The sequence below is a fragment of the Streptomyces sp. NPDC001157 genome, from assembly GCF_053598255.1.
Genome location: NZ_JBSFJW010000003.1, coordinates 415,453 through 427,298, shown reverse-complemented (window position 1 = coordinate 427,298; position 11,846 = coordinate 415,453). Strand labels below are relative to the sequence as shown.

Annotated in this window: 14 protein-coding genes; 7 read left to right on the top strand and 7 right to left on the bottom strand. The window is 71.5% G+C overall.

What is annotated here, in order from left to right:
* Positions 1–73 precede the first annotated feature (73 nt).
* Positions 74–1,408 carry a S8 family peptidase gene (locus tag ACWDAG_RS08055; RefSeq protein WP_450694749.1) on the top strand — a complete coding sequence of 445 codons (1,335 nt, stop codon included), beginning with the start codon at positions 74–76 and terminating at the stop codon, positions 1,406–1,408.
* Positions 1,405–1,653: a hypothetical protein gene (locus tag ACWDAG_RS08050; protein WP_450694748.1), complete on the top strand. Its 249-nt coding sequence runs from the start codon at positions 1,405–1,407 to the stop codon at positions 1,651–1,653. Before ACWDAG_RS08055 ends, ACWDAG_RS08050 begins: the two co-directional genes overlap by 4 nt.
* Before the next feature lie 152 nt (positions 1,654–1,805).
* On the opposite strand, the gene ACWDAG_RS08045 is transcribed toward ACWDAG_RS08050, so the two are convergent.
* The 5 genes from ACWDAG_RS08045 to ACWDAG_RS08025 form a co-directional block, all read right to left on the bottom strand.
* The gene (locus ACWDAG_RS08045; RefSeq protein ID WP_450694747.1) at positions 1,806–2,588 is read right to left on the bottom strand and encodes an SDR family NAD(P)-dependent oxidoreductase; all 783 of its coding nucleotides are present in this window, start codon (positions 2,586–2,588) and stop codon (positions 1,806–1,808) included.
* A gap of 80 nt (positions 2,589–2,668) precedes the next feature.
* On the bottom strand, positions 2,669–3,253 hold the full coding sequence (locus tag ACWDAG_RS08040; protein WP_450694746.1) for a TetR/AcrR family transcriptional regulator: 585 nt from the start codon (positions 3,251–3,253) through the stop codon (positions 2,669–2,671).
* A 56-nt stretch (positions 3,254–3,309) separates the two neighbouring features.
* On the bottom strand, positions 3,310–3,660 hold the full coding sequence (gene nirD, locus ACWDAG_RS08035) for a nitrite reductase small subunit NirD (protein ID WP_450694745.1): 351 nt from the start codon (positions 3,658–3,660) through the stop codon (positions 3,310–3,312).
* Positions 3,657–6,275, bottom strand: coding sequence for a nitrite reductase large subunit NirB (gene nirB, locus ACWDAG_RS08030; protein WP_450694744.1), 2,619 nt, complete (start codon positions 6,273–6,275; stop codon positions 3,657–3,659). The genes nirD and nirB overlap by 4 nt, the downstream gene beginning before the upstream one ends.
* On the bottom strand, positions 6,275–7,501 hold the full coding sequence (locus ACWDAG_RS08025) for an NAD(P)/FAD-dependent oxidoreductase (protein WP_450694743.1): 1,227 nt from the start codon (positions 7,499–7,501) through the stop codon (positions 6,275–6,277). The genes nirB and ACWDAG_RS08025 overlap by 1 nt, the downstream gene beginning before the upstream one ends.
* A gap of 259 nt (positions 7,502–7,760) precedes the next feature.
* On the opposite strand from ACWDAG_RS08025, the gene cpt reads away from it, so the two are divergent.
* Positions 7,761–8,294 (top strand): chloramphenicol phosphotransferase CPT, encoded by a 534-nt coding sequence (gene cpt / locus ACWDAG_RS08020; protein WP_450694742.1) that lies wholly within the window; start codon positions 7,761–7,763, stop codon positions 8,292–8,294.
* A gap of 114 nt (positions 8,295–8,408) precedes the next feature.
* Here the strand turns inward: cpt and ACWDAG_RS08015 are convergent, their stop codons facing one another.
* Both ACWDAG_RS08015 and ACWDAG_RS08010 read right to left on the bottom strand, forming a co-directional pair.
* Complete coding sequence (locus ACWDAG_RS08015) at positions 8,409–9,032, bottom strand: class F sortase (protein ID WP_450694741.1); 624 nt, start codon at positions 9,030–9,032, stop codon at positions 8,409–8,411.
* A 117-nt stretch (positions 9,033–9,149) separates the two neighbouring features.
* Positions 9,150–9,677 (bottom strand): hypothetical protein, encoded by a 528-nt coding sequence (locus ACWDAG_RS08010; protein WP_450694740.1) that lies wholly within the window; start codon positions 9,675–9,677, stop codon positions 9,150–9,152.
* A gap of 303 nt (positions 9,678–9,980) precedes the next feature.
* Here ACWDAG_RS08010 and ACWDAG_RS08005 point away from each other — a divergent pair, with 303 nt between their 5' ends.
* The 4 genes from ACWDAG_RS08005 to ACWDAG_RS07990 all read left to right on the top strand — a co-directional run bounded on the left by ACWDAG_RS08005 (position 9,981) and on the right by ACWDAG_RS07990 (position 11,818).
* Complete coding sequence (locus ACWDAG_RS08005) at positions 9,981–10,580, top strand: NADPH-dependent FMN reductase (RefSeq protein WP_450694739.1); 600 nt, start codon at positions 9,981–9,983, stop codon at positions 10,578–10,580.
* A gap of 222 nt (positions 10,581–10,802) precedes the next feature.
* Positions 10,803–11,045: a hypothetical protein gene (locus ACWDAG_RS08000; RefSeq protein ID WP_450694738.1), complete on the top strand. Its 243-nt coding sequence runs from the start codon at positions 10,803–10,805 to the stop codon at positions 11,043–11,045.
* Positions 11,046–11,159: 114 nt separating this feature from the next.
* Positions 11,160–11,417, top strand: a complete 258-nt coding sequence (locus ACWDAG_RS07995) for a type II toxin-antitoxin system VapB family antitoxin (protein ID WP_450694737.1) — start codon at positions 11,160–11,162, stop codon at positions 11,415–11,417.
* Positions 11,414–11,818, top strand: coding sequence for a PIN domain-containing protein (locus ACWDAG_RS07990; RefSeq protein ID WP_450694736.1), 405 nt, complete (start codon positions 11,414–11,416; stop codon positions 11,816–11,818). The genes ACWDAG_RS07995 and ACWDAG_RS07990 overlap by 4 nt, the downstream gene beginning before the upstream one ends.
* Positions 11,819–11,846: the final 28 nt, after the last annotated feature.

The following is an 11,846-nucleotide window of genomic DNA, read 5'->3' as shown; positions in this document are numbered from 1 at the left end:
CAGGCGCTGACTCTCCGTGTCCCGACGCGTGTCCACGAACGGGGGGAACAGCGCACAGAAAGCGGGAAATTCAATGGCGAACGGACCCATGGACAGGCGCGCCTTCGGCGAGCACCCCGACCGGCCCCACCCCCGATTCGAAGGACAGGGAGCGGAGTACACCGGCCGGTACGTGGTGTTGCTCGACCAGAGCAACCAGGAGAGCGGGTTGAACGCGCTGCGTTCCTCCGCAGACATCGCGTCCGTCGAACGTGTCCGCGGAACCGACGTCGAGAACGTCGCCGAACTCCTGGAGCGCCCTGACGTCTCGGTGCACTTCGAGGAACTCGGCGCGGCCGTGGTCGAGGTACGGCCCGAGCAGCGTCATGCGCTGGTGACCACGGCGGAGCGGGAGTCCTCGATCATCGCGGCGGAGCCGGAGCGCAAGGTGTACGCCTTCCCGGTCACCGCCCCGACGCAGGCGCCGACCGAGTTCTACCCGGCCTACCGCAGTGACGAGGACGTGGTCGGCCGCCACTCCAGGGCCGAGATGGCCGCCGCCCAGGGCCCGGCCTGGGACGAGCAGAGCTGCACCTGGGGCCTGCAGGCGATCCGGGCCCACTTGTCCCAGCTGACCGGACGCGACGTGAAGATCGCCGTGCTGGACACCGGCGTGGACACCGACCATCCGGACTTCGCCGGCCGTATCGAGGCGACGGCCTCGTTCGTCCCCGGCGAGCCCGTCAAGGACGGCCACGGCCACGGCACGCACTGCATCGGCACCGCCGCCGGCCCGGCCCACCCCCAGCAGGGACCCCGCTACGGCGTGGCCTGTGAGGCCCGGATCCTCGCGGGGAAGGTGCTCAACAACCAGGGCACCGGCAGCGACGGCCAGATCCTGGCGGGGATGGCCTGGGCCGTGGCCCACGGCGCGAAGGTGATCTCCATGTCGCTGGGCGCGGCGGTCCAGCCGGGTGAGCTCTTCCCGCAGACGTACGAGAGGCTGGCCCAGCGCGCGATGGAGCGCGGGACGGTGATCGTCGCCGCCGCGGGCAACGAGAGCCACCGGCCGACGGACGTCAGGCCCGTGGGCCGGCCCGCCAACTGTCCCTCCATCCTCGCGGTGGGCGCGCTGGACAAGGCCATCAGGACGACGTTCTTCTCCAACGCCGCCATCAACGGGCAGGGCGGCGAGGTCGACATCGCCGCCCCCGGCTGGCAGGTGATCTCCGCCAAGCCCGGCGGCGGGCAGCAGGAGATGAGCGGCACCAGCATGGCCACCCCGCACGTCGCGGGCGTCCTGGCACTGCTCGCCCAGGCGAACCCCAACGCCTCCGCGAAGGAGCTGTGGGACGCGCTGCGGGCCGGTGCCTACCCGCTGATGCAGTCGAGCAAGGACGTCGGCGCGGGCCTCCTCCAGGCCCCGTGACCGAGTCGTCCCGCTCCGCTCCGGTCGGGGTCGTCCTCGCGGTCGACCCCGACCGGTTCGCGGAGGTCGTCGAGGCCCTGCGGCGGGCCGGGCTCACGGTCACGGGCGAGCAGCCGATCCTCGGCACGCTCTCCGGCACCGTCGCGGAGGACGGGATCCCCGCCCTGGAAGCGGTCGACGGCGTGGATGCCGTCGACAGGGAACTCACCGTCCAACTCCCGCCTCCGGACGAGCCGATCCAGTGACCCCACCGCTCAGGCCGTCGCGCCGCTGTCCACCACCAGGTCCGTGCCCGCCTCTGCCGTCGTCGGGAGGTGGCTGAGGCGCAGGGTGGCCCGCACGTGTTCGACGTGGTCCGCCTCTGTCGTGCGGGCGGGCTGTTTGCGTGATCTGCCGGTCAGGCTGTGGCTCCGCTGTCGACCACGAGGTCCGTGCCGACCACCGACGCCGCGTCGTCCGAGGCCAGGTACAGGACCGCTGCGGCGATCTCCCTCGTGGCCGAGATGCGGCCGAGGGGCAGGGTGGCGTCGGCCCGGACGGCCCGGTCCGCCTCCGTCTCGCCGGGGCGCAGGGACATCGGGGTGTCGGTGGCGCCGGGGCTGACCACGTTGATGCGGACGCCGTCGCGGATGTGGTCGAGGGCGGCGCCCTTGCTGAGGGCGGTGACGGCGGCCTTGGAGGCGGCGTACGCGGTGGCCCCGGGGATGCGGGCGTGCGCACCGAAGGTGGAGGCGACGTTCACGATCGCGCCGCCGGACGGCTGGGTGCGCATCTGGCGGATCTGGGCCCGGAGGGCGAGGAAGACACCGGTGACGTTGATGTCGAGCTGGGTGTGCCAGTCGGCCTCCGGCAGGTCGGCGAGCGGGCCGCCCCGGAACACGCCCGCGTTGTTGACCGCCACGTCGAGCGAGCCGAAGGCTTCGACGGCCGCCTCCACCAGCGCCTGGTTGTCGGCGGCGGCCGACACGTCGGCGGTGACCGCCAGCGCCTTGCCGCCCTGGTCCTCGATCAGCCGGACCGTCTCGTCGAGCGGTTCCCTCCGGCGTCCCGCCACGACGACCCGGGCGCCCTCCGCCGCGAACGCGAGCGCGATCGCCCGTCCGATGCCGGAGCCCGCGCCGGTGACAAGCGCGGTCCGGTCCACGAAGCGTCCGCCGGTGGTGTGAGCAGTGCTGGTCATGATCTCCCCTTTTCTTGACCGATCGGTTCAGTATGGAGGCGTAGAAAACGCCCCTCGGAGGGAAGGGCGTTCCCGGAGTCTCAGTCGAGCAGGGCCAGTGCCTGCTCCGCCGCGTCCCGGACCCTGGCCGGATCGGCGGACGCCTTGCCGACCACCCGCAGGCCCTGCAGCAGTACGAGCAGCATGCGGGCGAGGGTCAGCGGATCGCGGCCGGCGGGCAGCTCGCCCTGGGCCTGCGCGCGGACCAGGGCCGAGTGCAGCACGGTTTCGAGATGGTCCCAGTTGCGTTCGACGCGCCGGGCGGCCGCCGGGTCGTGCGGGGCGAGTTCGCTCGCCGTGTTGGTCACCAGGCAGCCGTTCAGGCGCAGTTGCTCGTCGGCCGCCTCGGTGGCGTAGCGCCGGACGAGCGCCCGTACGGCGGGCAGGGCCGGCCCCGGCTGGGACAGCTCCCGCACGATCGGCGGGAGCCCCGCCCGGTCGTAGCGCTCCAGCGCTTTCAGGTACAGCTCGTGTTTGCTGCCGAAGGTGGCGTAGATGCTGGCGCGCCCGATGCCGAGATGGTCCACCAGGTCGGCCATCGACGTCGCCTCGTAGCCGCGCTGCCAGAACAGCTCCACGGCTGCCTGCAGCACGGCGTCCGGATCGAACTCCTTGGTCCTGGCCATGTGGTGCAGCCTAGATCCAACGAGAACGAACGGTCAAGAAAACCCGAGGCGGGAGCTTACGCGGCCCGCACCTCGTACGTCGCGATCCGCACCGACTCGTCGTCCAGGCACTGCCCCGACAGCAGGTCGAACCGCTGCTTCAGCAGGGGCGAGGCGACGAACGGGCGGCCCTGGTGAGTGCCCGTCAGGCCACGGGAGAGAACCGCCGCGCCGCCGAAGGGGTCGCGGTTGTCGATGGCGTACAGCTCGCCGTTGCGGTCCCGGAACAGGGCGACCTGGCGGCCGTCGGGCAGCAGCGCGGCCACTCCGCGGCCGGGGACCAGCTGGTTCAGTTCACAGACCGCGAACCAGTCGTTCCCCAGCCGCAGTTCGACCTTCAGGTCGGTGGTCTCGGGTGCCAGGGTCATCGCTGGGCGCTTCCTTCCAGGAGGTCTTCAGAGGGGCGCATGCCGATGGACAGCAGCGGCAGGTCGGGCTTGATCTGGTCGCGCTCCGGGACGAAGCCCACGACCGGGTCCGGGGTGTCGGGGGCGTTCACGAAGGACACGAACCGGGCGAGCTTGTCCGGGTCGTTGATGGTGGTCGCCCACTCGTCGGCGTAGTTCGCCACGTGGTCCGCCATCAGGGACTCCAGCTCCTCGCAGATGCCGAGGGAGTCCTCCACCACCACGTCGCGTACGTGGTCCAGGCCGCCGGGGAGGCGCTCCAGCCAGGTCGAGGTGCGCTCCAGACGGTCGGCGGTGCGGATGTAGAACATCAGGAACCGGTCGATCAGGCGGATCAGTTCGGCATCGGTCAGGTCCTGCGCGAGGAGGTCCGCGTGGCGCGGGGTGGCGCCGCCGTTGCCGCCGACGTAGAGGTTCCAGCCGCCCGCGGTGGCGATCACGCCGAAGTCCTTCGACTGGGCCTCGGCGCACTCGCGGGCGCAGCCGGAGACCGCCGACTTGAGCTTGTGGGGGGAGCGGAGCCCCCGGTAGCGCAGCTCCAGGTCGATCGCCATGCGGACGGAGTCCTGGACGCCGTAGCGGCACCAGGTCTGGCCCACACAGGACTTGACGGTGCGCAGCGCCTTTCCGTAGGCGTGCCCGGACTCGAAGCCCGCGTCCACCAACCGGGCCCAGATCAGCGGGAGTTGCTCGACCCGCGCGCCGAACATGTCGATCCGCTGGCCACCGGTGATCTTCGTGTAGAGGCCGAAGTCACGGGCGATCTCACCGATCACGATCAGGCCCTCGGGGGTGATCTCACCGCCGGGGATGCGCGGGACGACCGAGTACGAGCCGTTCTTCTGCAGGTTGGCGAGGAAGTGGTCGTTGCTGTCCTGCAGGGCCGCCTGCTCGCCGTCCAGGACGTAGCCGCTCGCGCCGATCGTCGGGGCGAGGGAGGCGATGATCGAGGCGACGGCCGGCTTGCAGATCTCGCAGCCGTCGCCGCCCTTGGCGCCGTCGCGGCCGTAGCGGTCCAGCAGGTCCTGGTAGGTGTTGATGCGCAGGGCGAGGACGATCTCGTAGAGCTCCTCGCGGGTCTGCGAGAAGCAGCCGCACAGGCCCTTGTCGACCTCGACGCCGGACGCCTCCAGCTCGGCCGTGACCAGCTGGCCCAGCACCTTGACGCAACTGCCGCACGTCGTACCGGCCTTGGTGCACTTCTTGACCTCGGGCACAGTGGTGCAGTTGTGCTCGGTGACGGCGCCGCGGATGGTCCCCTTGCGGACGTTGTTGCAGGAGCAGATGATCGCGTCGTCCGGCAGCGCGGTCGGGCCGAGCTGCGCCGACTCGCCGGCGCCGGCGGGCAGCACCAGCGACTCGGGCGTGACCGGCGGCACCGAACCGGTGAAGGCCTTCAACGTGCCGTACGCCTCCGCGTCGCCGACCAGGATGCCGCCGAGCAGCGTGCCGTCGCGGCCGATGACCAGCTTCTTGTACAGGCCCGCGCGGGAGTCGGAGTAGACGACGTCCAGGCAGTCCTCGGTGGTGCCGTGCGCGTCGCCGAAGGAGGCCACGTCCACGCCGAGCAGCTTCAGCTTGGTGGAGAGGTCGGCGCCGGTGAACGTCAACTGCTCGGTCTCGTCCTCGGCGATCGTCGCGGCGGCCGTCTCGGCCTGCTCGTAGCCCGGGGCGACCAGGCCGTACACCCGGCCGTCGCAGGCCAGCGCGCACTCGCCGATCGCGAAGACATGCGGGTCGGAGACGGTACGGCACTGCTCGTCGACGGTGATGCCGCCGCGCTCGCCGACCGTCAGGCCCGAGGCGCGGGCCAACTGGTCGCGGGGGCGGACACCGGCGCTGAACACCACCAGGTCGGTGGCGAGTTCGGAGCCGTCGGAGAGCTTCATGCCGGTGACGGCACCGTCCTCGCCGACGACGATCTCCTGGGTGCCGACGCCCGTGTGGACGGTCAGGCCCATCTCCTCGATGGTGCGCAGGAGCGCGGCGCCGCCGCCCTCGTCCACCTGCACCGGCATCAGCCGCGGCGCGAACTCCACGATGTGGGAGGTGAGTCCGAGCCCCTTCAGCGCACCGGCCGCCTCAAGGCCGAGCAGACCGCCGCCGACCACCGCACCGGTCGTCGCCTTCGTCCTCGCGTACTCCTCGATCGCGAGCAGGTCCTCGATCGTGCGGTAGACGAAACAGCCCTCGGCGTCCTTGCCCGGGACCGGCGGTACGAAGGGGTACGAGCCGGTGGCCAGGACGAGGGTGTCGTACGCGAAGATCTTGCCGGACTTCGCCGTGACCGTCTTCGCCTCGCGGTCGACCGTCTCGGCCGGGTCGCCGACGTACAGCTCGATGCCGTGGTCGTTGATGAACTCCATGTCGGTCATGGAGAGCTCATCGGGCGTCCTGCCCGAGAAGTACGAGGTGAGCGCCACTCGGTCGTACGCCGGACGCGGCTCCTCGCACAGCACGACCACGCGGTGCGTGGCGGTCAGGCCGCGCGCGGCGAGCGCTTCGAGGAAGCGCTGGCCGACCATGCCATGGCCGACGAGCACGATCGTGGGGGTAGCCCCCGGGGTGGCGGACATCAGGAGCCTCCATCGTTGGTGAGCAGGTGGAGCAGAGGGGCACCGTCGGCGGGGAGCGGCTCTGCCCCCTCCCAGGCGCGGGCGAGTGCGCCGACGGTGCCGAGTTCGCCGACGAGGACCCCGCCGACCAGGCGGTCGTCGCGGACGACGACCTTGCGGTAGGTGCCACGGGTGGCGTCGGCCAGCTGGACGACGTCGTCGCCGGGCCGGGCCTCCGTCTCGCCGAACGCGGCGAGGTCGAAACTTCCCAGGGGAGCGTCGTGCCCGGCGAGCGTGAGCCGGGTCAGCGCACGGGTGCCGGTGTAGCGGGCGCTCGTGCGGCCGGACAGCAACTCGGCGAGGACTTCCGCCTGTTCGAGCGCCGGGGTGGCCAGCCCGTACACCTCGCCGTCGTGCTGGGAGCAGTCGCCGATGGCCCGGATGTGCGGGTCGGAGGTGCGCAGCTCGTCGTCGACGACGATCCCCTTGCGCACGTCGAGGCCGGCGATCTGCGCGAGGCCCACGCGGGGGTGCACCCCGCAGGCGAGCACCACCAGGTCCGCGTCGAGGGCGTACCCGTCGTGCATCTCGACCGAGCGGACCGCGCCGCCCACGCAGCGCACGTCGCGCACCCGGCACTCGGTGTGGATCTCGACGCCGAGGTCCTTCAGGTGCCGCTGCACGAGCTTCGAGGCGCTCGGGTCGAGCTGGCGCTCCATGAGCCGCTCGCCCTGCTGGGCGAGGACGACCTGGGCGCCGCGCCGGGCGAGCGCGCGGGCCGCGGAGACCCCGAGGAGCCCACCGCCGATGACGACCGCCTTCACCCCCGGCCGTACGGCCTTCGAAAGTCCCAGGCAGTCGTCCATGGTCCGGAACGCGTGCACGCCCTCGGGCAGCACGTGGTCGGGGGTGAACAGTCCGCGCAGGGGCGGGAGCACCGGGTTGGAGCCGGTGGCCAGGACCAGCGTGTCGTATGCGATCTTCGAGCCGTCCGCGCACTCGACGGTCCGCTCGTCGCGGTCGATGCCGGTGACCCGGGCGCGGGTCAGCTCCGCGGGCGCCGGCAGCGCGATCACCTCGGGGCTGTACCGTCCCGCCAGCACCTCGGCGAGAAGCACCCTGTTGTACGGGCGGTGCTCCTCCTCGCCGATCACCGTCACGGGTGTGCCGAGCTCACCGAGCCGCCGGGCGAGCCGGACGCCCGCGAGCCCGGCGCCGATCACCACCACACGCGTATTCGAGGTCATGTCCAGGAGCGTGCGATGCCGGTGTTACCCGGCAGCATCACATCTGTTTCCCGCGAGGAACGCTGCCCTCAGCTGAGCCTCGCCGAGGGTGTGAGGGTTCGGAGTGCAGGTCGGGGGCGTGATGTGAGGTGGGGGTGCCGACGGCCTCGGCACTGCCGCCCGCCGGGTTCCGTGCAGGCACCATCGTCTACGACGCCCTGGTCACGGGCAGCCCGAAAACGGGTGGGGAGCGTTCCGCTCGTTCCTCTACGGTGACCTGATGGCGACCCAGGTGATCGTGCTCAACGGCGGCTCCAGCTCCGGCAAGTCGGGGATCGTGCGATGTCTGCAGGCGGTCCTGCCCGAGCCGTGGCTGGCCTTCGCGATCGACACGTTCGTCGAGTCGACGCCCGCGTCCATGCAGGCCGCGCTCGTCTCGCCGGACGGTGCGGTGAACGTGGGACCGGAGTTCCGGATGCTGCAGGACGCCTGGCGGGAGGGCGTCGCGGCGACCGTCCGCGCGGGCGCTCCGGTCATCGTCGACGACGTGTTCCTCGGCGGCGGGGAGTCCCAGGAGGGCTGGCGGAAGGCCCTGTCCGGTCTGGACGTTCTGTGGGTCGGGGTGCGCTGCGAGGCCGCGGTGGCCGCGGGCCGGGAGATCGCGCGGGGAGACCGGGCGCGGGGGATGGCCGAGCAGCAGGCGGAGCTGGTCCACCGGGATGTGGAGTACGACGTCGAGGTGGACACCACGCACACGGAGTCGCTGGAGTGCGCGCGGACCATCGCGGAGGCGGTGCTCAGCGGCTCGCGGTGAGGTGTGCGCGGACGACGTTCGCGTGGCCGGTCGATCGGTGATGGTCCGGCGTCGAGGTGGGCATCACGCGCCCGGAGTGGCTGGACCGTGCGCGGACCATCGCGGAGGCGGTGCTCAGCGGCTCGCGGTGAGGTGCGCGAACACCACCACGTTCCCCTCGTAGCCGGTCGACCGCGAATACCCCCCGCCGCAGGTGATCACCCGCAGCTCGGGGCGGTCCGCGGGGCCGTACACCTTCTCGTCGGGGAAGTGCGCGGCGTCGTACACCTCGACCGCGTCCACCGAGAAGAGCGCCGTGCTGCCGTCCCGCCGGTCCACCTCGATGCGGCTGCCCTTCTTCAGGGCGCCGAGGTCGTAGAAGACGGCGGGGCCGTCGGCGTTGTCGACATGGCCCGCGACGACGGCGGTGCCCCTCTCCCCGGGGGTGGTGCCGGCCTCGTACCAGCCCGCGAGGTTGCGCTTCGCGGCGGGCGGCACGTCGAGGCTGCCGGACCGGGTGAGCGCGAGGCCCATGAGGGGGGCGTCGACATGGATCGACGGGATGCGGATGCGGTCGGGCGGGGACGGCGGCAGCGCGGGCGCACCGCGCGGCTGGCCGCCCTGGCCGGTGCGGGCCGCCTGCGCGGCGGACGGCTGCGGCGGGGCGTGCGTCCCCGCGCCCCCACCGAGCAGCCACGCGCCGGAGCACAGGGCGACCACGGTGACGGTCCCTATCGCGCCGTTGCTGACTCTGCGCACGCGAGCCTCCTACCTGACTCGAGCGGTCGTACCCGGCCCCCTCCGAGCCGCGAGGGGCATCGGACCCGGAGGGGGAGGGACATGCGGTACCGGTGGACGGACAGCGGAGGGTGTCCGTCAGATCCCGTCGCCTCTCGCCCGGCGATGCAGGAGCCAGGTACCGCCCGCGGCGGCGACGGCGAGAGCCGCCACGCCGGCCGCGGTCTGCACGGGATCGGGGCCCAGGGCGCCGCCGACCCCCGTCTTCACACTGCCGTGGGGCTCCTGCGCGTGGCCCGCGGTCAGGGTCACCACCAGGTCGCCCGTGACCTGCCGGTCGCCCTCGGCGCACTTCGCGACGATCTCGTACGTCCCCGGCTGCGCGCTGGGCGGCACGCGGAACTGCCCGACCGCCTCGCCGTCGTGCGCACTCGGCGCCAGGGTGAAGACACCGGCCCCCACCGCTCCGGCGTCGCCCGTCGCCGCACCCTCCGTGCCGCACTCCGCGGTGTTCACCGTGACCTGGGTGCCCGGCACGGCCTGGGACGGGAACACCTCCAGACCTCCGCCGCCACCGTCGTCGTCGGCGTACGCGGGCGCGGCCACGAAGCCCGCGGCTGCGACGGCGAGGGCGGTACCGGTCAGCAGACGGGCGGTACGTCGCATCTATGCTCCTCCGAGCTCTCTTCGGTGTCCCTGCCCTTCCGAGGTAAGTGCCAGCTGCGCGAGCCCGCTTCCTGAAGGTCTGTCAGAAATGCGGTGAATGGGTGTCAGATCCGGGTGCGGCGTGGTCCCTCGGGCGGACTTTCAGCAGGTCACCGGCGTATGGCGGAGGCTGCACGGAACAGCACCCGATGGGCGCAGGGGTGCGCGTGTGAACGGGTGACCCCGGTGATCGCGGCAGCCACCGTGACCGGAAGGAAGGTTGTTCTTGACCTCAAGAAAGATTGAGGTACGAGGCTGGGCCGCATGCAGATCACAGATGCACCCCTCGATACCGAAGCCCCGCTCGCCGTGACCCTCGTCGTCGGCAGCAACCGGCACGGCCGCTTCGGCCCTGTCGTGGCCGACTGGCTCCTGGACCGTATGCGCGACCGCGACGACCTGCTCCCCGAGGTCGTCGACGTGGCCGAAGCGGACCTGCCCACGACCTTCGCCCCGACCGCCGAGGCGATGGCGGCGCGCTCCTCGGTCACCCCGAAACTCGCGGCCGCGGACGCCTTCGTCGTCCTCACCCCCGAGTACAACCACTCCTTCCCGGCCGGCCTCAAGAACCTCATCGACTGGCACTTCACCGAATGGCAGGCCAAGCCCGTCGCCCTCGCCTCCTACGGCGGCGTCTCGGGCGGCCTGCGCGCGGTCGAACACCTCCGCCAGGTCTTCGCGGAACTCCACGCGGTGACGATCCGCGACACGGTGTCCTTCCACAACGCGGGGGCGTCCTTCGGCGAGGGCCGCCTCAAGGATCCGTCCGGCCCGGAGGCGGCGGCGAAGGTGATGCTGGATCAGCTGGTGTGGTGGGGGAGGGGGTTGCGGGAGGCGCGGGAGAGGCGGCCGTACGGGGGGTAGGCGTACCGGTGCAGTGCGGTACAGAAGCCGCGGTGCGCGCGGCGGGGGACGGCGACATGTTCGGCCGCGGACTGCTCATCGTTCGCGAGATCGCCGACCGGTGGGGTGTCCACGGGCTCGGCGTCGGCAAAGCCGTGTGGTGCGAACTGGATGTCGTACGCCAGGTACGCCCGGCCTACTGCCGTGACCCCGACAACCCCCCCGCCCCAGAGGAGGACGACGATGGCCGAACCACTCAAGGCCTTCGTCAACGGCGTCGAGGTCCCCAGCAGCATCCCCGACATCCGCGCCGCGCTCTCCGAAGAGCGGCGCGAGGAATTCGACCGGGCCATCAACGAGGCCGGTGTGCACGACATCCACGCCGTCATGCGGCACTGGATGCCGGAGGTCGTTCCCGGCCCGGAGGCCGAGGCGCTGCTGGGGCGTCTCGCCGCTGTCGAGGTCGAGCGGCGGGGCGCCGCCTGAGCTGTGCAGGCGTCACGGATGGCGGCGGTCGTTGCGGGCTCTGCCTGCTGCCGTGCCCGGCAGATCAGCGTGATATCTTTTTCTGAAAGTGTATATACGAATCCGGGAGGCGTCATGTCCCGCACCGTGATCGACCTTGACGACGAGGCTCTCGCCGAGGCCGCCCGCCACCTGGGAACGAGCACGAAAAAGGACACGGTCAATGCCGCGCTCCGGGAGATCGCGGACAGACGGCGGCGTGCGGCCGCAGTGGAGCGGATGCGTCAGATGGTGGCTGAGGGGGAGATCGACTTCTCGGTCATTGAGAAGCCCGCCGACGCCGCCCGTACCACGCCCGAGTCGGCCTCTGGAGCGGAGCACCACGCGGCGTGAGCGAGGCCTTCCTCATCGACACCAGTGCCTTGATCCGTTTCTACCGCGGTCGGACCGGCGCGGAGTGGGACCAGCTCGTGGGCTCCGGCCTGGTCGGGCTGTGTGAGCCCGTGCGGCAGGAGTTTCTTCGCGCGGTCGGAGGGCGTCCGGCGTATTACGAAGCGGACGGGCTGCTCCGGGAGACGTTTCCGTACTACCCAATGCGTGACACGGCCTGGGAGGACACCGCTGCGCTCCAGCGGGACCTTGCTGATCGGGGTTGGCATCAGTGTGCGAGTCCTGTGGATCTGGTGGTCGCCGTCACCGCTCAGCACCACAAACTCACCTTGTTGCACCAGGATTCCGACTTCGAGACCATCGCCCGCGTCACGGGACAGCCGGTGCGTCGGATCGTCGACTGACAGGCGCATGGGGCGACGGCCGCCCCGG

Bases quoted from the DNA above. Each gene is read 5' to 3' on its own strand.
- ACWDAG_RS08055 (WP_450694749.1), top strand. From the start codon at position 74: ATGGCGAACGGACCCATGGACAGGCGCGCCTTCGGCGAGCACCCCGAC.
- ACWDAG_RS08045 (WP_450694747.1), bottom strand. From the start codon at position 2,588: ATGACCAGCACTGCTCACACCACCGGCGGACGCTTCGTGGACCGGACC.
- ACWDAG_RS08040 (WP_450694746.1), bottom strand. From the start codon at position 3,253: ATGGCCAGGACCAAGGAGTTCGATCCGGACGCCGTGCTGCAGGCAGCC.
- nirD (WP_450694745.1), bottom strand. From the start codon at position 3,660: ATGACCCTGGCACCCGAGACCACCGACCTGAAGGTCGAACTGCGGCTG.
- nirB (WP_450694744.1), bottom strand. From the start codon at position 6,275: ATGTCCGCCACCCCGGGGGCTACCCCCACGATCGTGCTCGTCGGCCAT.
- ACWDAG_RS08025 (WP_450694743.1), bottom strand. From the start codon at position 7,501: ATGACCTCGAATACGCGTGTGGTGGTGATCGGCGCCGGGCTCGCGGGC.
- cpt (WP_450694742.1), top strand. From the start codon at position 7,761: ATGGCGACCCAGGTGATCGTGCTCAACGGCGGCTCCAGCTCCGGCAAG.
- ACWDAG_RS08010 (WP_450694740.1), bottom strand. From the start codon at position 9,677: ATGCGACGTACCGCCCGTCTGCTGACCGGTACCGCCCTCGCCGTCGCA.
- ACWDAG_RS08005 (WP_450694739.1), top strand. From the start codon at position 9,981: ATGCAGATCACAGATGCACCCCTCGATACCGAAGCCCCGCTCGCCGTG.
- ACWDAG_RS08000 (WP_450694738.1), top strand. From the start codon at position 10,803: ATGGCCGAACCACTCAAGGCCTTCGTCAACGGCGTCGAGGTCCCCAGC.
- ACWDAG_RS07995 (WP_450694737.1), top strand. From the start codon at position 11,160: ATGTCCCGCACCGTGATCGACCTTGACGACGAGGCTCTCGCCGAGGCC.